Raw genomic sequence first — 21,117 nt, 5'->3', positions numbered from 1 at the left:
AGGATGGCGATGAGCAGACTGCAGGGCAGCAAGGATTTCTGGATCGGGGCGCTCCGGACGGAGGGTCCGGCTTTCGCGGCAGCGGTGGCCGAGGCGCCGCCGGAGACACCGGTGCTGTCCTGTCCGGGCTGGACGGTCAACGACGTCACACTGCACATGGCCGGCATCTACCACTGGGTGTCGTCGTTCGCCGGTTCCGGCCAGACCAGCCAGCCGCCTCGGCGGGAGAAGATCGAGGCCGACCCGGGCGTGAATGCGCTCCAGCTGTGGCAGCAGGGTTACGACCGGGTGATGACCCTCTTCGACGGGCTCGACCCCGAGGCACCGGCGTGGAACTGGGCCCCGCAGCCGAAGAAGGCCGGTTTCTGGCCGCGTCGGATGGCGCACGAGACGGCTGTGCACCGCTGGGACGCCCAGCTCGCCATCGGGGCTGGTGATCCGGTCGAGGCGAAGCTCGCGGCCGACGGGGTGAGTGAGGTGCTGGACACCTGGCTGCCGGCGGGCCGGCGGCAGGTGCCCGGTGACTGGCACGGGGTGGTGCAGCTCTGCGCGACCGATGCGGCCCAGGAGTGGTATCTGCGGTTGCGCGGCGAGGGGGTGGCGCTGCTCGACACCGCGACCATCTTCGACCACGACGATCACCACGCCCGCGCCCAGGTCAGCGGCACCGCGAGCGACCTGCTGCTGGCGCTCTGGGGTCGGGTGAGCTTCGAGACGCTGGACGTCGCCGGTGACCGCACCCTGTTGGACGGTCTGCGCACCGGCTGACCGACCCATCACGAACGAGGGCGTCACCCATCCGGGGTGGCGCCCTTCGTCGATGTCGGGGTTCCTTCGCCTGCCGGACGTCGCACCGGCGCGGAGCGTTCATCACGGGACCACAACGCTGAGAGAGCGCTCTCTTGACAGTCGGTTGGCGACCCACCACCCTGTCGTGAGAGCGCTCTCTTAGCCATCTGCCATCACCCGCCCGCCTTGAGAGAGGTCGATAACCCATGGCTGTCTTCCCGCGCCGCCGCCTCGCCGCGGTGGCCCTCGCCGCCGCCACCGCCCTGCTCGTCACCGCTGGCTGCGGCGGCGGCGACGAGCCGGGCGACGGACCGGTCACCCTGACCGTCGATGTCTTCGGCCAGTTCGGCTACGAGCAGCTCTACCAGGAGTACATGAGCGCCAACCCCGGCGTGAAGATCGTCGAGCGCGGCACCGGCACCAACCTCGACGAGTACTCGCCGAAGCTCACCCAGTGGCTCGCCGCCGGCCGGGGCGCCGGCGACGTGGTGGCCATCGAGGAGGGTCTGCTTGTCGAGTACAAGGCCAATCCGGCGAACTTCGTCAACCTGCTGGACCACGGCGCCGCCGACCTCAAGGGCAACTTCCTGGAGTGGAAGTGGAACGCCGGCCTGACCGCCGACGGCAAGCAGCTCATCGGCCTCGGCACCGACGTGGGTGGCATCGCCATGTGCTACCGCAAGGACCTCTTCCAGAAGGCCGGCCTGCCCACCGAGCGCGACGAGGTCTCCAAGCTCTGGCCCACCTGGTCGGACTACATCGCCACCGGTGAGAAGTTCGTCGCGGCCAAGACCGGAGCGTCCTTCCTCGACGCGGCCACCAACACGTTCAACACGATCCTGCTGCAGACCGCCGGCAACAGCAGCGGCTACAGCTACTACGACACCAGCGAGAAGCTGGTGGTCGACAGCAACCCGGCCGTGCGACAGGCCTACGACGTCACAATGGACATCATCGACTCCGGCCTCTCCGGAAAGTACGGCTCCTGGTCGGAAGAGTGGGTCTCCGCCTTCAAGCAGTCGAAGTTCGCCACCATCGCCTGCCCCGCCTGGATGACCGGCGTCATCGAAGCCAACGCCGGCACTGGCGCCCAGGGCAAGTGGGACATCGCCCAGGTGCCCGGCAACGGCGGCAACTGGGGCGGATCGCACCTCGCCGTGCCCAAGCAGAGCAAGCACCAGGCCGAGGCGATCAAGCTGGCCAAGTTCCTCACCAGCGCCAAGGGGCAGATCGGGGCGTTCAAGGCCAAGGGCCCGCTGCCCTCCTCGCCGCAGGCGCTCGACGACCCGGCGATCACCGGCGCCACCAACGCGTACTTCTCGGGGGCACCGGTCGGCACCATCTTCGGCACCGGCGCGAAGAGCCTGAAGCCGGTCTACATGGGCCCGAAGAACCAGGCCGTACGGACCGAGGTGGAGAACGCCGTACGGACCGTGGAGCTGGGTCAGCGCAGCCCCGCGCAGGGCTGGACCGACGCGGTGGCCAACGCGAAGAAGGCCGCCGCCAAGTAGCCCGAGCGAGCGTGCGGGCGGGCCTCGGAGCAGAGGTCCCGCCCGCACGACGGAAAGGAGTTCTCGGGCATGACCGTCCAGCTCGACGCCCGCCCGCCGGCCACACCGGCAACCGGTAACAGCCGCCAATCCTCGGGTCGACTCAGTCGATTCGACACGCGCTTCTCCCCGTACCTCTACATCGCCCCGTTCTTCCTGATCTTCGGCATCTTCGGGGCGTACCCGCTGGCGTACACCTTCTGGGTCTCGCTGCACGACTGGGACCTGCTCGGAGCCGACCACCCCTTCGTCGGGGCGGAGAACTACACCCGGCTGCTGGCCGACGTGGACTTCTGGCACGCGCTGGTCAACACGCTGGGAATCTTCGTCATCTCGACCGTTCCGCAGTTGCTGGCGGCGCTCTGGTTGGCCAACCTGCTCAACCGGGGCCTGCGGGGGCGCACCGGTTGGCGAATGGCGGTGCTCGTCCCCAACGTCACGTCCACCGCCGCGGTGGCGATCGTGTTCGGGGTGCTCTTCGGCCGTGAGTTCGGCATGATCAATTGGCTGCTCGACCTGGTCGGGCTGGACGCGATCGAGTGGAAGTCCAACCGGCTGGCCTCCTGGGTGGCCATCTCCGCCATGGTCGACTGGCGGTGGACCGGCTACAACGCGCTGATCCTGCTGGCCGCGATGCAGGCCATCCCCCGCGACCTGTACGAGGCGGCGGCGATCGACGGCGCCAGCCGGGCCCGACAGTTCTGGTCGGTCACCGTGCCGCTGCTCAAACCGACGATCATCTTCTGCGCCATCATCGCCACCATCGGCGGACTGCAACTCTTCACCGAGCCCCGGATGTTCCACTCCGGCACCAACCCGATCCGCGGTGGGCCGCTGCGCGAGTCGCAAACCCTGACCATGTACATGTTCGAGAACGCCTTCGCCCCGCACTACAACTTCGGGTACGGCTCGGCCGTGGCCTGGCTGCTCTTCGCGCTCATCGCGATCGTCGCGGCGGTCAACGTGCTGCTCCTGCGCCGACTCGGCGGCGGAGCGCGCCCCAACGCCCGGAAGGGAACCACCCGATGAGCCGGCTCTGGCGGGCCAGCCCGCTCACCTACCTCGCCCTGGTCGTCGCCGCCGGCCTGTCGGTCTTCCCGATCTGGTGGATGTTCGTCGTCGCCAGCCGCAGCAACGACGCGATGGGCCAACTGCCACCCCCGGTCACCCCCGGCGGCAACCTGGGCGCCAACATCGCCCGCCTGTTCGACAACACCGACGCGTACTTCCTGACCGGCCTGATCAACTCGGCTGTCGTCGCGACCACTGTGACCGTCTCCGTGGTGTTCTTCTCCAGCCTGGCCGGGTTCGCCTTCGCCAAGCTCAGGTTCCGTGGCCGCAACGCCCTGCTGCTCGTCATCATCGCGACCATGATGGTGCCGACACAGCTCGGCGTGATTCCGCTCTACCTGCTCATGACCAAGCTGCACTGGAACGACCGGCTCCCCGCGGTCATCGTCCCGGTGCTGGTCACCGGGTTCGGGGTGTTCATGATGCGGCAGTACGCCGGCCAGGCCATCAGCGACGAACTGATCGAGGCCGCCCGGATGGACGGCTGTGGCACCGCCCGGATCTGGTGGCACGTCGTGCTGCCCGCCCTGCGTCCCGCCGCCGCCGTCCTCGGTCTACTCACCTTCATGACCACCTGGAACGACTTCCTCTGGCCGTACGCTGTATTGAACGATCCGGCGAATCCGACAGTGCAACTGTCCCTACGAGCACTGTCGGACGGGTATTACCAGGACATGTCGCAGGTGTTCACCGGAACGGCCATCGCGACGCTGCCCCTGCTACTGGTCTTCGTGTTGTTCGGCCGACAGATCATCGGCGGAATCATGGAAGGTGCGGTCAAGGCGTGAACGAGCGGAGCGAGCCAACCAACCGGCCCGACAACGAGATCCGGTTTCCCGAACACTTCCTCTGGGGGACAGCCACCGCCGCGTACCAGATCGAGGGTGCGGCCCGCGACGACGGTCGCGGTCCGTCCATCTGGGACACCTTCAGCCGTACGCCGGGCAAGGTGTACCAGGGCCACACCGGCGACGTCGCCTGCGACCACTACCACCGGTACGCCGACGACGTGGCGCTGATGGCCGAGCTGGGCCTGCGGGCGTACCGGTTCTCGGTCGCCTGGCCGCGAATCCAGCCCGACGGCACCGGCCCCGCCAACCCCCGTGGGCTGGACTTCTACGACCGGCTCACCGACACGCTGCTCGACCGGGGAATCGACCCGATCGTCACCCTCTACCACTGGGACCTGCCGCAGGCCCTGGGCGACCGGGGCGGCTGGACCAACCGGGACACCGCCGAACACTTCGCCACCTACGCCACCGCCGTGTACGCCCGCCTCGGCGACCGGATCGACGTGTGGACCACGCTCAACGAGCCGTGGTGCTCGGCCTACCTCGGTTACGCCAACGGCCTGCACGCTCCCGGCGAGCAGGACCCGGCGGCGGCCTTCACCGCCGTACACCATCTGCTGTTGGGCCACGGCCTGGCGGCGCGGGCGTTGCGGGCGGCCGGCGCGCGCAGCGTGGGCGTCACCGTCAACCCGGCCGACGTACGCCCGGCCGACCCGCAGAGCGCTGCCGACGCCGCCGCGGTCCGCCTGGTCGACGGCCTGCACAACCGGATCTTCCTCGACCCGCTGCTGGCCGGCGGCTACCCGGACGACGTCCGCGAGCACGTGGCCCGGCTCGTCGAGCCGACGTTCATCCGCGACGGCGACGAGAAGGTGATCGCCGCCCCGATCGACCTGCTCGGCATCAACTACTACGCCCCGAGTTACGTGGCCGGTCGGCCCGACGGCGCCGGCAACGGCGCGTATCCGGGCACCGAGGGCGCTGTGCACTTCCTGCCGCCGGCCGGGCCGCTCACCGACATGGGTTGGATGATCGAACCGGCCGGGCTCACCCGGCTGCTGGAGCGGATCGCCGCCGACTACCCCGGTGTGCCGCTGCTGATCACCGAGAACGGCGCGGCGTTCCCCGACAAGCCCGGCGCCGACTCGCCCGACGGCCCGACGCAGGTGATCGACGCCGATCGCATCGCCTACCTCGACGGGCACCTCCGTGCGGCGCACGAGGCGATCTCCCGGGGCGTGGACCTGCGCGGTTATCTCGTATGGTCATTCCTGGACAACTTCGAGTGGGCGGAGGGTTACCGCAAGCGGTTCGGGATCGTGCACGTCGACTACCTGACCCAGCGGCGCACACCGAAGGCCAGCGCCCGGTGGTACCAGGAGGTGATCTCCCGGAACGGGCTGTGACGAGCGGGGGGAAAGCGCGATGACGACGGCGCAGCGGCCGACGCTCGAAGCGGTGGCAGCGCGGGCCGGGGTCTCCCGCGCCACCGTTTCGCGGGTGGTCAACGGCTCCACCACCGTCGCCGAGCCGATCCGCGAGGCGGTCACCCGGGCGGTCGCCGAGCTGGGGTACGTGCCCAACCTGGCGGCCCGCAGCCTGGTCACCCAGCGCACCGACTCGATCGCCCTGGTCATGCCGGAGGCGGCCACCCGGGTCTTCTCCGACGACCAGGTCTTCCCCGGCATCATCCGGGGCGTCAGCCAGGAGTTGGAGGCGGCCGACAAGCAACTGGTGCTGATGCTCGCCGGCTCGCCGGCCGGGCACCACCGGGTCGAGCGGTACACCACCGGCCGGCACGTCGACGGCGTGCTCTTCGCGTCGCTGCACGGTGCCGACCCGCTGCCCGGCACGCTGGCCCGACTCGGCATCCCGGTGGTGGTCAGCGGTCGGCCGCTCGGCGACGTGCCCGTCCCGTACGTCGACGTCGACCACGTGGCCGGGGTGACCGCAGCCGTCCGGCACATGATCGACAGCGGTCGTCGACGGATCGCGACCATCGCCGGGCCACAGGACATGGTCGCCGGGATCGAGCGGCTCAGCGGCTACCGCAGCACGGTCGCCGACGCGGGGCTGCCCGAGCTGATCGCCATCGGCGACTTCACCCGGGAATCCGGGTCGGCGGCGATGCGCCGCCTGCTCGCCGAGCATCCCGACCTCGACGGCGTCTTCGCCGCCTCCGACCTGATGGCGCACGCCGCCCTGCGGACGCTGCGCGAGGCGGGTCGACGGGTGCCCGACGACGTGGCGGTGGTCGGCTTCGACGACATCGAGACCGCCGCCTACACCGAGCCGCCGCTGACCACCGTCCGGCAGCCGATCGTGGAACTCGGCCGCCGGATGACCCGCCAACTGCTCCGGCTGGCCGCCGGGGAGAGCATCGAGCAGGCGATCATGCTCCCCACCGAACTGATCCGCCGCGCCTCCGCCTGACCGTACCGGGCGGTTAATGCGTCGCTCGGGCGGACGATCGTCGCTAGCCTCGCCGACATGCCGAATCCTGTCGCGCTGCTGCACGTGCTCCGCTGTTACCACCAGCGCGTCGAGATCGAGGCCGTCGCGGCCGTATGGATGGGGGCCTGACATGCGCATTCGTGAGGCACAGCCGGACGACGCTCCGGGCGTGGTGGCGCTGCGGACGATCGTCTACCCGTACCTGGTGCGCGGGGTCGAGTCGACCCGAAAGATGATCGCCGAGCCCCCACCCGAGGAGGGCTGGACCGCCTTCGTGGCCGAGGTCGACCACCAGGTGGTCGGCTGGGTGTCGGCGCAACGCTCGGGCTGGACCTCAACGCCGAACTTCGGGGAGGTCTCGATGCTGCACGTGCACCCGGAACACCGGAGGCGCGGCGTCGGCACGGCGCTGCTGACCGCCGTCACCGACCACCTCCGCCAACTGGGAATCCGCCGGGTACGTGCCATGGCCCAGACGGACGGGCTGCCGTTCGCCCGCCGACACGGCTACGAGCCCAGCCGCGAGGTGCGCTACTCGGCGCTCGACCTCGACCCGGCGCCCGCGCTACCCGAGCTGCCCCCGGGCGTACGGCTGCTGCCGATCTCCGACCTGGACCCGCACCTGCTGTACGCGGCCGACGTGGCCTCGGCCGCCGACGAGCCGGGCGACGTGCCGGTCGACTCGATCAGCTACGAGAGCTGGCAGTACGACGTCTGGGACAACCTCGGCCTGGACAAGTCGGCCAGCACCGCCGCCCAACTCGATGGTGAGGTCGCCGCCTTCAGCCTGGTGAAGCGGGACGGGGACCGGATGTGGTCGGACTTCACCGGCACCATCCCGGCCTACCGGGGCCGGGGCCTCGCCCGGCTCACCAAGACCGCAGCGCTGCACCGGGCCGCTGGGGACGGCGTACGCGTCGCGTACACCTCGAACGACGAGGAGAACGGGCCGATGCTCGCGATCAACACCCGACTGGGCTACCGACCGGTGGCATCCCAGTGGACCTGCCTGGCCGACCTGAACTGACCTGCAGTCCGGGAATGCGTTAGCGATCTGCCCCGCCCGCGCCGATCTTGCAGTTTCTGTCGTCGGAATGCGCGGAATGCCCCCTATGCCGCGACAGAACATGCAAGATCGCGGAAAGGACGAGCCAGACCTCGTCGATCATGGAGTTGTGGTGCCCGTTTTGTTGCAACAAAGGCACTTTGTCACTCACCACAACTCCATGATCAATGGGGCGGCGCCGGGGCTGAACTGCTCAGCATCAAGTGATCAAGGACAAGGTCGGTGTTCAAGGCGAGGGCCGCTCCTCGAACACCCGGCGGGCGACAGCGTGGGTGTCGGGGCCGAAGAGCACCAGGCGGGCCTCGGTGACGGTGGCCGGGGTGGCCGCGCGCAGCACCGCCAGCGCCTGACCAACCGCGTCGTCGACCGGCCAGCCGTAGATGCCGGCCGAGATCAGCGGGAACGCCACAGTGGTCGCGCCCACCTCGTCGGCCACCCGGAGGCTGTTGGCGTAGCAGTCGCGCAGCAGCGCCGACCGGTCCTCGGTGGCCGACCAGACCGGCCCCACGGTGTGGATCACCCAGCGGGCCGGCAGTTCCCCGGCCGTGGTCGCCACCGCCTGGCCGGTGGGCAGGCCCCTGCCGTAGCGGGACGCCCGCAGCGCCCGGCACTCGGCCAGGATCGCCGGCCCGCCGCGCCGGTGGATGGCACCGTCGACCCCACCGCCACCGAGCAGCGACGAATTCGCGGCGTTCACCATGGCGTCCACCCGCTGGGCGGTGATGTCTCCCTCGACCAGGCTGATCTCCATGTCAGCTCTCCTCGATCGGTTGGCCCATCGAGCGACGGGCCAGCAACGTGGCACCGGCGACTGCGGCCGGCATGATCAGCACGGCGCCGAGCGGAATCAGGAAGCAGAGGAAGACGGCCACTCCGAAGCCGAGCGCCGTGGGTCGGTCGGCCTTCAGGATCGTCCGGCGCTGCGGCAGCCGCATCCCCCGTCGGTAGAACGGTGCGCCCACCAACTCCACGGCGAGGAACCAGCCGCCCACGGCCGCCCCGATGACCGGGACGACCGTCTGGCCGACCACCGGAATGAAGCCGGCGACGAAGAGCGGGATGCCGACCAGCGCCGTGAGCGCCACCAGGCGTACCGAGTCGGCGAGGCTGCGGCGCAGCGACGACCAGAAGGGCACGTCCACAGCGCCCGGCGTGCCGCCGTACCGCTGCTCGACCTGCTCGGAGATCTTCTCGTAGAACGGGTCGCCGATGACCAGGGTGACAGCGGTGAAGGTGAGCACGCCGAGCAGGCCGCCGAGCCCCAGGAAGGCCAACCCGGCGATCACCCGGACCAGGCTGCGGCCGGTGCTCGACCAGTCGTCGGCGAACGGGGTGACCAGCGCGGCGAGATCGTCCACGAAATACACGAGCGTGGCGAGCGCGGCCAGGAAGAGCACGCCGGAGATCAGCGCCGGCACGATGCCGAGCAGCATCAGCCCCGGGCTGCGGACGTAGAGGCCCAACCCGCGCAGGAGCAGCCCCGCCCCGGCGAGGAAGCGTCCGACGACCCCGGTCACCGGGCTGGCGATTCTGCTGGCATCCACGATCGAGCAGCCTAACCAGCCGTGATCGGATCCGCCGGACGGAGCGCTAGCAGCGACTCACCACGTACACATCAACCGGTTGACGGACGGCGGTGATCCACCGGGCACACCGGGGTTCGTCGCTGACCGGTCGATTCGCCGGCGGGCCACCCCGACAACCATTGAGGGGTACGAAGTCAGCGGCGGCGGAAGGCGGCACGATGCCGGTCATCGAGGTGACCCACCTGAAGAAGCGGTACGGCGACCTGGTGGCGGTGGACGACGTGTCGCTCTCCGTGGAGGCCGGGGAGATCTTCGGGGTCCTCGGTCCGAACGGCGCCGGCAAGACCACCACGGTGGAGTGTGTCGCGGGGCTGCGTGTCCCCGACGGGGGCGGGGTGTCGGTCCTCGGGCTCGACCCCCGCAGGGACGCGGCCCAGCTACGCCAGCGGGTCGGGGTGCAGCTCCAGGAGAGTCAACTGCCGGACCGGTTGCGGGTGGCAGAGGCACTGGAGCTGTACGCCTCGTTCTACCGCAACCCGGCCGATCCGGCCGAGCTGATCGACAAGCTGGGCCTCGGCGAGAAGCGGAACACCGCGTACAAGAAGCTCTCCGGCGGTCAGAAGCAGCGGCTCTCCATCGCGCTGGCCCTGGTGGGCAACCCGGAGATCGCCATCCTCGACGAGCTGACCACCGGGCTGGACCCGCAGGCCCGCCGGGACACCTGGGGCCTCATCGAACAGGTCCGTGACAGCGGGGTGACGATCGTGCTGGTCACCCACTTCATGGAGGAGGCAGAGCGGCTCTGCGACCGGGTCGCGGTGATCGATCGGGGCCGGGTGGTCGCCCTGGACAGCCCGGCGGGCCTGGTGTCGACGGTGGCTCCGGAGCAGCGGATCCGGTTCCGGCCCTCGGCTCCGGTCGACGACCGACTCCTCACCGACCTGCCCGAGGTTTCCGCCGTGCAGCGCACCGGCAGTCAGGTGGTGGTGACCGGCACCGGTGAGTTGCTGCACGCCGTCACGTCGGTGCTCGCCCGCCACCAGATCGTCGCCGCGGACCTGCGGCTGGAGCAGTCCACCCTCGACGACGCCTTCGTCGAGCTGACCGGGCACCGGCCCGCCAACTGAGAGGGAGAGCCAGCATGCACGCCTTCCGCAACATCCTGCGAACCGAGGCGCGGCTCTACCTGCGGGACCTGCCGACGCTTCTCACCACGATCGGGCTGCCCACGGTGATCCTGGTGGTGCTGGGGCTGATCCCCTCGCTGCGCAAGCCGGATCCGACCTTCGACGGGCAGACCTTCGTCAGCTACTTCGCCCCGTCGCTGCTGGTGGTCACCCTCGCCATGGTCGGGGTGAACATCCTGCCCGCCGTGCTGGCCACCTACCGGGAACGCGGCGTGCTGCGCCGACTGGCGACCACCCCCGCGCACCCGGCCGCTCTGCTCGCGGCCCAACTGGTGCTGGCCCTGGCCGGGATCCTGGCCAGCGCGCTGCTGCTCATCGTCGTCGCCCGGCTCGCGTTCGGGGTGCCGCTCCCCCGGCACCCGCTCGGCTTCACGCTGGCGTTCATCCTCGGCACGGCCGCCCTGCTGTCGCTCGGTCTGCTGGTCGCCGCGGTGGCCCGCACGACGAAGGCGGCACAGGCCCTGGCCGTGCCGCTGTTCCTGGTCACCATGTTCTTCGGCGGGGTCTACCTGCCCCGGTTCCTGCTTCCGGACTTCGTGGCGCGGATCGGCGACTACACGCCGCCCGGGGTGCAGGCGCTCCTCGACGCCTGGACCGGCACCCCGCCGCAGCCGCTGCACCTGGGGATAATGGCGGTGATCGCCGTGGCGGCCGGCGCCGGCGCGGCGAAACTGTTCCGCTGGGAGTGAGCGGAGATGCGATGATCTGCAACGGTGGGCACGACCGTCTGACCAGTTGGCGAGAGCGCGAAGCGAGCCTCTATCGGGTGTTCCCCTTCGGCGGGCTGACCCTGGGCACCCTGCTGGCCCTCGTCGCACCGGCACCCGATCATCTCGGGACACTGCCCACCCTCGCCGTCGCCGTGGCGGCCGGATGCTGGGTCGCCTGGTTCGTCACACTGCACCCCGGCTGGCAGAGCCGGCGCACGCTGATGGCGGTCTACTACGCCGGCCTGCTCACGTTCGCCGCCGCACTGGTGGCCGCCAGCCCGTGGTACGGCTTCTTCGCCTGGATCGGCTACATCCACGCCTTTCCGGTGCTACCCGGGCGCTGGCGGGTCGCCGGCGTGGTCACCACTGCCGCCCTGGTCGCCACGTCTCAGGGCGGCGGCCTGTCGGTGGTGGTGTCGCACCTGCCGCTCTGGCTGGTGCTGGTGCTGTTCAACCTGGTGGTGGCCGGCTCGGTCACCTGGTTCGCGATGGTCGCCGAACAGGAGGACGCCAAACGCAAGCGGTTGGTGGCGGAACTCGGCGAGACCAACCGCCAACTCACCGAGACGGCCAGTGAGAACGCCGGGCTGCACGCCCAACTACTCACCCAGGCCCGGGAGGCCGGCGTGCTTGACGAACGGCAACGGATGGCGCGCGAGATCCACGACACCCTGGCGCAGGGGTTGACCGGCATCATCACCCAGTTGGAGGCGGCCGAGCAGACCCGCGACCGGTCCGCCGACTGGCGTCGGCACGTCGACAACGCGCTCGCCCTGGCCCGGGAGAGCCTCACCGAGGCCCGCCGCTCGGTACAGGCGATCCGTCCGGAACCGTTGGAGACGGCCCGACTACCGGACGCGCTGGTCGAGCTGGGCGGGCGCTGGGCGGCCCTGAACGGGGTACGGGCCGACGTGGCCACCACCGGCACGCCCCGCCCACTGCACCCGGAGGTCGAGGTGACACTGCTACGGGCCGCCCAGGAGGCGCTGTCCAACGTGGCCCGGCACGCCGCCGCGTCGCGGGTCGGGCTGACCCTGTCGTACATGGCGGACGTGGTCACGCTCGACGTCCGCGACGACGGGGCGGGCTTCGACCTCACCGACCAGCCGATGCCCCGTGAGCCGGGCGGCGGGTACGGACTGACCGCCATGCGGCAACGGGTGGCGAGGGTCGGTGGCGAGTTGGCAGTCGAATCCGAGCCGGGCGGCGGCACCGCCATCTCGGCGTCCGTCCCCGCGCTACCCGGAGGTGCCGGTTGACCGCCCCGGTTCGCCTGCTGATCGTCGACGACCATCCGGTGGTGCGGGACGGCCTGCGGGGGATGTTCACCGGCGACCCCGACTTCGAGGTGGTGGGCGAGGCGGCGGACGGTTCGGAGGCGTTGGCCCTGGTCGCGACGCTGCGGCCGGACGTGGTGCTGATGGATCTGCGGATGCCCGGGATGGACGGCGTCACCGCCATCGGCAGGCTGGCTCGCGCCGGCAGCACCGCCCGGGTGCTGGTGCTCACCACCTACGACACGGACGCGGACGTGCTGCCGGCGATCGAGGCCGGTGCGACCGGTTACCTGCTCAAGGACACACCTCGGGAGGATCTGGTTCGGGCGGTCCGGGCCGCGGCCCGAGGCGAGTCGGTGCTCGCGCCGAGCGTCGCCGGCCGGCTGATGGGTCGACTGCGCGCTCCCGCCGAGGAGCCGCTCAGTCAACGGGAGTTGGAGGTGCTCACCCTGGTGGCCCGGGGCGCCTCCAACCGGGAGGCGGCGACCCTACTGTTCATCAGCGAGGCCACCGTCAAGACGCACCTGCTGCACCTGTACGCCAAGCTCGGAGTCAACGACCGGGCTGCCGCGGTGGCCACCGCGTACGACAGGGGGTTGCTGACGCCCGGCGGGCGGTGAGCGGCACCGGGCAGGATGGGCGGATGCGCGCGTCCCGACTGATCTCGTTGCTGTTGCTGTTGCAGTCGCGCGGGTCGATGACCGCGAGCGAGCTGGCGCGGGAGCTGGAAGTCTCCGAGCGGACCGTCTATCGGGACGTCCTGGCGCTCTCGGCGGCGGGCGTGCCGGTCTACGCCGACCGGGGGCGGGCCGGCGGTTACCGCCTGCTCGGCGGGTATCGCACCCGACTGACCGGGCTGACCCGGGACGAGGCGGAGGCGCTCTTCCTCGCCGGGCTGCCCGGGCCGGCCGGTGAGATGGGGCTCGCCGACGCGGTCGCGTCCGCCGAGCTGAAGGTGCTCGCCGCGCTGCCACCCGCCCTGCGCGACGCGCCGGCTCGTGCCGGGCAGCGGTTCCACCTGGACGTGCCGGGCTGGTTCCGGGAGACCGCGCCACCGCTCTGGCTGCCCGAGCTGGCCCGGGCGGTCTGGGGCGACCGGGTGGTGGAGCTGCGCTACCGACGCGGCGACCGGGAGGTGACCCGCCAGGTCCAGCCGTACGGTCTGGTGCTCAAGAGCGGGGTCTGGTATCTGGTCGGCCGGGTCGGCGACGATGTGCGCACCTACCGGGTGGACCGGGTCACCGGGGTCGAGGTGGGCGACGAGCACTTCGACCGCGACGAGGGCTTCGACCTGGCCGGGCACTGGCGCGGACAGGCCGGGTCGTTCCTGCGGACCATGCTGCGGGCCGAGGTCGCCGTCCGGCTGAGCCCCGCCGGCCTGCGCCAGCTCCGGCACCTGGTCGATGCCCCCTTCGTGTACGACGAACTGGTCGCCGCCGCCAGCCCGCCCGACGGGCAGGGCTGGGTGATGGCGCGGCTGCCCGTCGAGTCGGTCCAGGTGGCGTACCACCAACTGCTGGGGCTCGGCCCCGAGGTCGAGGTCCTCGGCCCACCCGAGCTGCGGCGGTTGTTCGCGGAGGGCGCCGACCGGCTCGCCGCGCTCTACCGGTAGCCGGTCACGTCCGACGGCTTGCCCGCGTCGACCACCTCGGTGATGTAGCGGAAACCCTCGGGTTGGCTGCCGTCGAGGTCGGTGAAGCCGTACACCTTGGACAGCGTGCCGGCGTCGACGGATTTGCCGCTCCAGCGGGCCTTCTCCTCGTCGGCGGCGAGCGCGGCCACCGCCCGGCCGACGAAGGCCGGGGTTTCCGAGATGAGGAAGTTCGGGTCGGTGGCGGCACCGTCGCGCCAGTTCTCCTCGGTCACGCCGAAGTGCTCCAGCATCGCCTCGGAACGGATCCAGCCGGGGGTGAGCGCCACGGCCGTGCAGCCGTGCGACTTCAGCTCGTGGGCCTGGCTGAAGGCGAGCCGGTTGACCGAGACCTTGGCCAGGTCGTAGAAGACCGACAGCCGGTAGTTCTCGTCGTTGTACGCCTTGGTGCCGTCGCCCATCTCCACCACCAGGCCGCCGGGCTTGCGGATCAGCAGCGGTAGGGCGAAGTGGCTGGTGATGATGTGCGTGTCGACGGCCAGTCGCAGGGTACGGAAGCCGGCGTCGAGCGGCTGCTCCCAGACCGGCTTGTTCCAGGTGACCAGTGGGTCGCCGCCCCAGATGTCGTTCACCAGCACGTCGAGTTGGCCCTGTTCGGCGTCGATCCGGGCGACCAGGTCGCGGACCTGCTCGGGCACCAGGTGGTCGACCTGAACGGCGATGCCGGTGCCGCCGGCCGCGCTGACCAGCTCGGCGGTCTCCTCGATGGTCTCCGGTCGGTCCATCTCGGAGCGGCCGGCCCGGGAGCTGCGACCGGTGGCGTAGACAGTGGCACCGGCCGCGCCGAGCTGAACGGCGATCTGCCGTCCGGCACCACGGGTGGCACCGGCGACGAGCGCGATCTTTCCTGTGAGCGGTTGTGTCATGCCTGCGACGTTGTCAGGAATACCTGACAACCGACGTCCGAATTCGGTACTCGATCTAGTCGACCAGTCGGACCCGGACCCGACGGTTGGCCCGGCCCTTGCTCTCCACCTTGACCACCTGGACCTTGCCGATCTGGGCGGTGGAGGCGACGTGGGTGCCGCCGTCGGCCTGCACGTCGAGCCCGACGATGTCGACGATCCGGACCTCCTGCTCATCCGGCGGGATGAGGTTGGACTGGGTACGGATGATGTCCGGCAGGGCCAGCGCCTCGGTGCGCGGCAGCACCCGGGTGGCGACCGAGCGGTCGGCGGCCACCTCGGCGTTGACCAGCTCCTCGATGCGACTCTTGAAATCCGGGGGCACCTCGGGGAGGTTGAAGTCCATCCGGGCCTCGCCCGGTTCCATGGAGTTCCCCGTCACCAGCGCGCCGAAGTCGCGGAACACCACACCGCAGAGCACGTGCAGCCCGGAGTGGGTGCGCATCAGCCGGGTGCGGCGCTCGTCCTCCACCGCGCCGACGACCTCGGTGCCGACCGGCGGCAGCGGGTCACCCTCGGCGGGAACCAGGTAGGGGTCGTCGCCCTTGCGGGTGCCGACGATCCGGGTCTGCACCCCCTGCCAGAGCAGCACGCCGTGGTCGGGTGGTTGACCACCGCCGCCCGGGTAGAACGCCGAACGGTCCAGCACGATGCCCTGCTCCGCGTCGGAGTGCAGGACCGTGCACGTCCATTCGCGCAGTGTCGGGTCGGCAAGGTCCAGCCGGTGCGTCCGGCCGTGCTGTGTGACGCCCATGACAGGGCAGGTTACTCGTTCAGGAAGCCGGAGATGCGGTCCCGCAGGTCGGCGCGTTCCGACCAGAGCACGCCGGGCCTGTCGTACACGTGCAGGGTGGCCTGGGGCAGCGCGACGGCGAGCCGCTCGGCGACCTCGACCGGGTGCAGGTCGTCGCCCGCGCAACCGATCACCAGCGCCGGCGCGGTGACCGCCGTCAGGTCACCGATCTGGCGCAGCGGTGTCTGGTCGGTGAGCGTGGCCAGACCGTCGGCCAGACCGTCGCGAAGCAGTTGGTCGAGCCGTTGCCGCAGGTAGGCCCAGCCGGCCGGGGTGTTGCGCACCGCCGGGGGCAACTCCAGCGTGACGATGTCGGCGACCGCCGAGGCGTCCCCGCTCTCCACCGCCTCCAGCAGGTCGGTGACGCGCTCCCGGGCGAGCGGCCCGCGTGGCTCGTCGAGGACCGCCGGCAGGAAGAAGACCAGCTTGTCGAAACGCTCCGGGCTCTCCACGAGGAGTCGGCAGAGGGCGCCCGCGCCGAGGCTCGCGCCGAACGCGCGGCTGGCGCCGCCGAGGTCGGCGATCGCCCGCAGATCCCGGGCCAGGTCCAGGTAGTCCCACGGCCCGTCCGGGGCTTCGGAACGGCCGTGCCCGCGGAACTGGAAGAACACCTTGCGCCCGTTCACCCCACTGCCGAACGGGCGGGTGGTGGCGATGCCGTTGCCCAGCCCGTGCGCGAACACGGTGACCGGATCACCGGTGCCGGTGACCAGCCGCTCCAGCCGTACGCCGTGCGGAGTGGTGACCAGCTCGGTCTCCGGCTCCGGCAGCGCCGGCCGGCCGGTACGCGGCCCACCCGGCCCGGGCCCCCAGGTGCGGGGCCCGCTGTCGGGCGGAGGCGGCCAGCGAAAACCTCTCACCAGAACCCTTTGCCGTCGCTCAGGTCGCGCAGACCGACCCGGACGTCGAGCAGGTAGATCAGACCGGCGGCGATGCCGACCAGCCCGAAGAGGCTGATCGGACCGAAGCCGAGCAGGGTCAGCACGAGGCAGACCGCCAGGATGGCGATCCAACCGCCCTTGGGCAGCGTCCCGATGGCGGGGAAGGCGTCGGAGCGCTGGGTGACGGCGTGCACCAGGGCGACGCCCTGAACGATCAGCGCGAAGACGAGCAGGATCAGCTCGATCACGTCACGGACGGCATAGGCGAAGATCGGCGCGGCGTTGGCCATGTCGGCCAGTTTATGTCCACGACCCCGGCTACGTCCGACAAGGACGCCGCCGGGGTCGTGGACCCGACGAGCTACTCGGCGGCCGGGCGGGTCCGCTTGGTGGCCCGGGGAAGCTTCGCCGACGGGGTCTCGGCCGGCTTGGCGGCCTTCGGCGCGCGGGCGACCTTCTTGACCGCGGCCGGCTTGGCCTCGGCGATCCCCGCCACGTCGGCCGGGGTCGGCGCGTCGGCGGGGGCCGCAGCGGTCGGGGTGATGACAGCCGCGGTGGTGGCCGGCGTCACAGCCTCGGTGGCCTCGATGTCGGCGTTGACGGTCTCGGCGGCCTCCAGCACGCCGGCACCGACGACCCGCTCGCCCCGGGCGACCAGCGCGCCGTACGCGGCGAAGGCGCGTTCCTGGGCGACCTGGGCACCCGCGACCACCAGGGCGGCGTTGCGGGTCGCGGCGGCGCGCAGCTTGTCGATGTCGGCCACCTCGCGCAGCTTCGCCAGGTCGGCGGTCTCGTTGGCGGTTCGCAGCGTCTCGGTGGCCTTCTGCTTCAGCTCGAAGCCGGTCAGCACGGCCCGGCCACCCAGGTCGGCGACGACCCGGGTGCTGAGGACGCCGACCACGGCCGGCAGCTTGCGCAGCTGCTCGATGGCCAGCTCACCGGCGCCGGCTGCGGCGTAGATCGGGGCGGGGATGCGGTTGGTCTTCGGCTCGCTCATGACGTCTCCTCTTCGGCCGCCTCAGCGGCCTTCTTCTTCTGGGGGATGCTGGTGCTGCCCGGGGCGGGGGCGGTGCCCGCCTCGGTGACGGCTACCGACTCGAGCACGGCTTCGGTCGGGGTGCCGCCCACGGTGGTGGGGCCGGTGGCGGCCACATTGGCCAGGTCCGCGGCCTGGCTGGCGGACGGGCTGGCGGGCTGGTCGGCCTGCGCCGTCTCGGCTTCGGCCTGGGCCTCGGCCAGCCGGGTGTTCTCCCGGCGGAACGTCTCGTAGATCTGACTGAGCGACTGCTTCTGCGCCATCGTCAGGTCGGCGTCCACGGCGATGGCGGCGAGCACCCCGTGGCCTTCCTTGTCGTCGAGCAGACCGGCGCGCAGGTACATCGCCGGCGTGGAGACCCGCAGCGCGCTCGCCAGTTGCTGGAGCACCTCCGCGCTGGGTTTGCGCAGGCCGCGCTCGATCTGGCTGAGGTACGGGTTGCTGACCCCCGCCTGCTCGGCGAGCTGCCGTAGCGAGATCTTGGCGTTGCGCCGCAGATCGCGGATGAACCCGCCGACGTCGGGAAGGTCCTTGGGTGTGGCCATGGCAGCGACGCTAATCGTCCGCGCTAGCTGTTGCAAGCAAAACGCTAACCATAGTTAGCAAGGTCTCAGCACCCCGTTTGCGCGCCACTCGGCCGATCCGTACGGTCCGTCCGTGCACAAGATCACAGTCAATGGAGCAAGCATCGCGTACGACGAGGCCGGCACCGGTTCGCCAGTCGTCCTGCTGCACGCCGGAATCGCCGACCGGCGGATGTGGCGGGGGCAGGTGTCCGCGCTCGCCGCCCGGCACCGGGTGATCGTCCCGGACCTGCGTGGCTACGGAGACTCCGAGCTGCCCCCGACGCCGTTCGCGCATCACGACGACGTGGCCGGGCTGCTGGACGCGCTCGACCTGCCCCGGGCCGCCCTGGTCGGCTGTTCCTTCGGCGGGGCGGTCGCCATCGACACCGCGCTGGCCCACCCCGACCGGGTCAGCGCCCTCGCGTTGTTCGACACGGCGGTCTCCGGCAACGAGTGGTCAGACGAGGCGAACGACCTCTGGGACGGCCTGGTCGGCGAGGTCGACCCGGACGACTTCGTCGCCGGTGCGGCCGGTGAGGTGCGGTTCTGGGTGGTCGGCCCGCGCCGCCGGCCGGAGGACGTCGACAGGGAGCTGGTCGCGTTCGCGCAGGAGATGGACCAGCGTGCCCTCGCCGCCGAACTGGCGCTCGGCGCGGTCGAGGTGGGAGAGCTGTCGCCACCGGCGATCGGTCGTCTCGGCGAGCTGAAGATCCCCGTCCTGGTCACCGCCGGCGCCGCGGACGTGCCGGACATCAGTCGGCTCGCCGACCGGATCGCCGCCGAGGTCCCCGGCGCGGTACGACTGCCAGACGTGCCGGACGCCGCGCACCTGCTGCCGCTGGAGCGTCCGGAGCCGGTCAACGCCGCGCTGCTCGACTTTCTGAGCTAGCCACCACCGCCGCCGACGGGCCTGACGTCGCTCGATCCGGAGTTGGCCGCCGGGTCGGGCGGCCGGGCCGGTGGGCCCGTGGTGTCACCAGAGCGGGCGGACCGCCCCGACCGGGACCCCGCCACCGAAGAGCGGCACCTCGGCGTACTCGGTCAGCACCGGAGCGTCCACGCCGAGCCGGCGCAGCGCGGAGACCAGTACCGGCATCCGGGCCCGGTCGGCGCCGTCGTCGATCTTCAGTGCGACAGCGCCGACGCCCGGCAGCGCCACGGCGATCACGCCCTCGGCACCGACCTTGGCCAGCAGCCCCGGGACACCGCGCATCAACCGGGTGTCGTCGGCCTGGGTGCCACCTACGATCTCCGGGTACGCCCGCATCGCGTCGGCCACAGTGCGCGGCACCGAGCCGGGCTCGGCGTCGACCAGCCGGAGGTACGCCCCGGCCAGGCCGGTCAGCGACACCGCGAGGACCGGGGCGCCGCAGCCGTCGACCCCCACCGCCGCCGCCTGCTCGCCGGTGAACTCCTCGATGGCGGCCCGCAGCCGCTGCTGAAGCGGGTGCTCCGGCCGCCAGTAGCCCTCCCGGGACCAACCGGCGGCCTCGCAGGTCAACAGCATCCCGCTGTGCTTGCCGGAGCAGTTCATCTGCACCCGGCTGGGGGCGCCACCGGCTCGAAGCACCGCCTCCCGGGCCGCGGCCCCCACCGGCAGGTCGGGCGGGCAGTGCAGCGCCGACGCGTCCAATCCGGCGCGCTCCAGCAGCGCACCGACCCGGGAGATGTGGAATTCCTCGCCGGCGTGGCTCGCGGAGACCAGCGCCACGTCGGCCGGGTCGGTCAGGGCCAGGCCGGCCCGGAGCATCCCGATCGCCTGCATCGGCTTGCTGGCCGACCGGGGGAAGATCGGCGAGGTCACGTCCCCGGCGGTCGCCACCGCGGCACCGGCGGCGTCCAGCACCACCACCGAGCCGCGGTGCGCACCCTCCACGAACCCGGACCGGACCACCTCGGCGAGCGGCGCGCCGCCCTCGTACGTCTTCGTCACGCGCTGGACGGTACCGACGGTCCGGGGGTGCCCGGCGGCGGGGTGACCAGGAGGTCCACCGCCCGGGTGACAGGGGCGCGGGACAGACCCGGCCTTACAGCCCGAGCAGCTCGCGGGCCTCGGTGGTGGTCAGCGGCGGGCGCTGGGCGAGCTGGGCGAAACCCACAGCGCGGGCGACCAACTGCATGTTGGACTCCACCGGGCGGCCCTTCGCGTAGGTCACGGTGTCCTCCATGCCGACCCGCAGGTGCCCGCCCGTCGACAGCGAGGCCAGCAGCACCGCGATGGTGCTCCGGCCGACGCCGGTGGCCGAGAAGGTGGTGCCCTCGGGCAGGTCCCGCAGCATCCGGTGGGCCGCGACCAGGGTCTCGGTGGTGCCCGGCATCCCGCCCGGCACGCCCATCACGAAGTCGACGTGCACGTGCCCGCCGGCCGGCAGCCCGTACTTGCCGAGCAACCGCTGCAACGCGGACAGGTGGCCGAGGTCGAAGATCTCGTACTCCGGCACGATCCCGCGCTCCTGCATCCGGGTGTGCAGGTCGACGATGAACTCCCAGCGGTTGAGGAAGACGTCGTCGCCGAAGTTGACAGTGCCCATGGTGCAGGAGGCCATGTCCGGACGGGCGTCCAGCACGGCGAGCCGGGCGGCCTCCGGGTCGGTCACCGCACCACCGGAGGAGAGCTGCACGATCAGGTCGGTACTCTCCCGGAGCGCCGCCACCGTGTCGGCCAACCGCACCGGGTCGAGCGTCGGCCGGGCCTCGTCGTCGCGGATGTGGACGTGGATCACGGCGGCGCCGAGCGCCTCGCACTCCTTGGCGGTGAGCAGCAACTCGTCGAGGGTCACCGGCAGCGCCGGCACCTCCGCCTTGGCCGACTCAGCGCCGGTCGGGGCCACCGTGATCAACGTCCCTGTCGTCATGCCGGCGAT

22 protein-coding genes and 1 pseudogene are annotated in these 21,117 nt (G+C 71.2%); 13 read left to right on the top strand and 10 right to left on the bottom strand.

All coding sequences use genetic code 11. The features are described from left to right. Window positions 1–9 precede the first annotated feature (9 nt). From ABZ794_RS31740 to ABZ794_RS31710, 7 genes are all read left to right on the top strand, one after another. On the top strand, window positions 10–768 hold the full coding sequence (locus tag ABZ794_RS31740; RefSeq protein ID WP_238689059.1) for a maleylpyruvate isomerase family mycothiol-dependent enzyme: 759 nt from the start codon (window positions 10–12) through the stop codon (window positions 766–768). Between the two features lie 227 nt (window positions 769–995). Beyond that, a complete protein-coding gene (locus ABZ794_RS31735; RefSeq protein ID WP_210782496.1) occupies window positions 996–2,300 on the top strand; it encodes an extracellular solute-binding protein in 1,305 nt (434 codons plus the stop codon). Window positions 2,301–2,369: 69 nt separating this feature from the next. Then, window positions 2,370–3,368, top strand: coding sequence for a sugar ABC transporter permease (locus tag ABZ794_RS31730; RefSeq protein ID WP_210782491.1), 999 nt, complete (start codon window positions 2,370–2,372; stop codon window positions 3,366–3,368). Beyond that, window positions 3,365–4,198 (top strand): carbohydrate ABC transporter permease, encoded by an 834-nt coding sequence (locus ABZ794_RS31725; RefSeq protein WP_210782488.1) that lies wholly within the window; start codon window positions 3,365–3,367, stop codon window positions 4,196–4,198. Before ABZ794_RS31730 ends, ABZ794_RS31725 begins: the two co-directional genes overlap by 4 nt. Next, on the top strand, window positions 4,195–5,607 hold the full coding sequence (locus ABZ794_RS31720) for a GH1 family beta-glucosidase (RefSeq protein WP_210782487.1): 1,413 nt from the start codon (window positions 4,195–4,197) through the stop codon (window positions 5,605–5,607). The genes ABZ794_RS31725 and ABZ794_RS31720 overlap by 4 nt, the downstream gene beginning before the upstream one ends. 19 nt (window positions 5,608–5,626) lie before the next feature. Beyond that, on the top strand, window positions 5,627–6,634 hold the full coding sequence (locus tag ABZ794_RS31715; protein ID WP_091402797.1) for a LacI family DNA-binding transcriptional regulator: 1,008 nt from the start codon (window positions 5,627–5,629) through the stop codon (window positions 6,632–6,634). Window positions 6,635–6,785: 151 nt separating this feature from the next. Then, the gene (locus tag ABZ794_RS31710; RefSeq protein WP_357519026.1) at window positions 6,786–7,682 is read left to right on the top strand and encodes a GNAT family N-acetyltransferase; all 897 of its coding nucleotides are present in this window, start codon (window positions 6,786–6,788) and stop codon (window positions 7,680–7,682) included. Between the two features lie 265 nt (window positions 7,683–7,947). On the opposite strand, the gene ABZ794_RS31705 is transcribed toward ABZ794_RS31710, so the two are convergent. Together ABZ794_RS31705 and ABZ794_RS31700 are read right to left on the bottom strand one after the other, a co-directional pair. Beyond that, window positions 7,948–8,472 carry an O-acetyl-ADP-ribose deacetylase gene (locus ABZ794_RS31705; RefSeq protein ID WP_210782485.1) on the bottom strand — a complete coding sequence of 175 codons (525 nt, stop codon included), beginning with the start codon at window positions 8,470–8,472 and terminating at the stop codon, window positions 7,948–7,950. A gap of 1 nt (window position 8,473) precedes the next feature. After that, window positions 8,474–9,265 carry an EI24 domain-containing protein gene (locus ABZ794_RS31700; RefSeq protein WP_112674072.1) on the bottom strand — a complete coding sequence of 264 codons (792 nt, stop codon included), beginning with the start codon at window positions 9,263–9,265 and terminating at the stop codon, window positions 8,474–8,476. A gap of 200 nt (window positions 9,266–9,465) precedes the next feature. On the opposite strand from ABZ794_RS31700, the gene ABZ794_RS31695 reads away from it, so the two are divergent. The 5 genes from ABZ794_RS31695 to ABZ794_RS31675 are packed head-to-tail and all read left to right on the top strand — an operon-like array spanning window position 9,466 to window position 14,033. Further along, window positions 9,466–10,374: an ABC transporter ATP-binding protein gene (locus tag ABZ794_RS31695; protein WP_210782480.1), complete on the top strand. Its 909-nt coding sequence runs from the start codon at window positions 9,466–9,468 to the stop codon at window positions 10,372–10,374. A gap of 14 nt (window positions 10,375–10,388) precedes the next feature. Further along, window positions 10,389–11,123 carry an ABC transporter permease gene (locus ABZ794_RS31690; RefSeq protein WP_210782478.1) on the top strand — a complete coding sequence of 245 codons (735 nt, stop codon included), beginning with the start codon at window positions 10,389–10,391 and terminating at the stop codon, window positions 11,121–11,123. A gap of 11 nt (window positions 11,124–11,134) precedes the next feature. Beyond that, the gene (locus ABZ794_RS31685) at window positions 11,135–12,403 is read left to right on the top strand and encodes a sensor histidine kinase (RefSeq protein WP_238689054.1); all 1,269 of its coding nucleotides are present in this window, start codon (window positions 11,135–11,137) and stop codon (window positions 12,401–12,403) included. After that, entirely contained in the window at window positions 12,400–13,041 is a 642-nt protein-coding gene (locus ABZ794_RS31680; RefSeq protein ID WP_357519023.1) for a response regulator transcription factor, read from the top strand. Before ABZ794_RS31685 ends, ABZ794_RS31680 begins: the two co-directional genes overlap by 4 nt. A gap of 23 nt (window positions 13,042–13,064) precedes the next feature. Beyond that, complete coding sequence (locus ABZ794_RS31675; protein ID WP_210782472.1) at window positions 13,065–14,033, top strand: WYL domain-containing protein; 969 nt, start codon at window positions 13,065–13,067, stop codon at window positions 14,031–14,033. On the opposite strand, the gene ABZ794_RS31670 is transcribed toward ABZ794_RS31675, so the two are convergent. The 6 genes and pseudogenes from ABZ794_RS31670 to ABZ794_RS31645 form a co-directional block, all read right to left on the bottom strand. After that, a complete protein-coding gene (locus ABZ794_RS31670; protein WP_357519020.1) occupies window positions 14,024–14,938 on the bottom strand; it encodes an SDR family oxidoreductase in 915 nt (304 codons plus the stop codon). The two genes, ABZ794_RS31675 and ABZ794_RS31670, sit on opposite strands and share 10 nt — an antisense overlap. A 55-nt stretch (window positions 14,939–14,993) precedes the next feature. Beyond that, a complete protein-coding gene (locus ABZ794_RS31665) occupies window positions 14,994–15,731 on the bottom strand; it encodes an alanyl-tRNA editing protein (protein WP_210782468.1) in 738 nt (245 codons plus the stop codon). 11 nt (window positions 15,732–15,742) lie between these two features. Beyond that, window positions 15,743–16,630 carry an alpha/beta hydrolase gene (locus tag ABZ794_RS31660; protein WP_091402823.1) on the bottom strand — a complete coding sequence of 296 codons (888 nt, stop codon included), beginning with the start codon at window positions 16,628–16,630 and terminating at the stop codon, window positions 15,743–15,745. After that, window positions 16,627–16,941, bottom strand: coding sequence for a DUF2516 family protein (locus ABZ794_RS31655; protein WP_210782467.1), 315 nt, complete (start codon window positions 16,939–16,941; stop codon window positions 16,627–16,629). The genes ABZ794_RS31660 and ABZ794_RS31655 overlap by 4 nt, the downstream gene beginning before the upstream one ends. A 71-nt stretch (window positions 16,942–17,012) precedes the next feature. Next, entirely contained in the window at window positions 17,013–17,648 is a 636-nt protein-coding gene (locus ABZ794_RS31650; protein ID WP_210782464.1) for a hypothetical protein, read from the bottom strand. Window positions 17,649–17,761: 113 nt separating this feature from the next. Beyond that, window positions 17,762–18,232, bottom strand: a pseudogene (locus ABZ794_RS31645) (helix-turn-helix transcriptional regulator); the annotation flags it as partial. Window positions 18,233–18,344: 112 nt separating this feature from the next. On the opposite strand from ABZ794_RS31645, the gene ABZ794_RS31640 reads away from it, so the two are divergent. Next, entirely contained in the window at window positions 18,345–19,142 is a 798-nt protein-coding gene (locus ABZ794_RS31640) for an alpha/beta hydrolase (protein ID WP_238689051.1), read from the top strand. An 84-nt stretch (window positions 19,143–19,226) separates the two neighbouring features. Here ABZ794_RS31640 and ABZ794_RS31635 read toward each other — a convergent pair whose 3' ends face one another. Continuing rightward, complete coding sequence (locus ABZ794_RS31635; RefSeq protein ID WP_357519017.1) at window positions 19,227–20,186, bottom strand: asparaginase; 960 nt, start codon at window positions 20,184–20,186, stop codon at window positions 19,227–19,229. 94 nt (window positions 20,187–20,280) lie between these two features. Beyond that, on the bottom strand, window positions 20,281–21,108 hold the full coding sequence (locus tag ABZ794_RS31630; protein ID WP_210782456.1) for a 3-keto-5-aminohexanoate cleavage protein: 828 nt from the start codon (window positions 21,106–21,108) through the stop codon (window positions 20,281–20,283). Window positions 21,109–21,117 lie beyond the last annotated feature (9 nt).

The organism is Micromonospora sp. NPDC047187 (genome assembly GCF_040643355.1).
Taxonomy (GTDB): Bacteria; Actinomycetota; Actinomycetes; order Mycobacteriales; family Micromonosporaceae; genus Micromonospora; species Micromonospora salmantinae.
The sequence above is the reverse complement of the archived record's forward strand: the minus strand, read 5'-3'. Positions and strand labels throughout refer to the sequence as shown.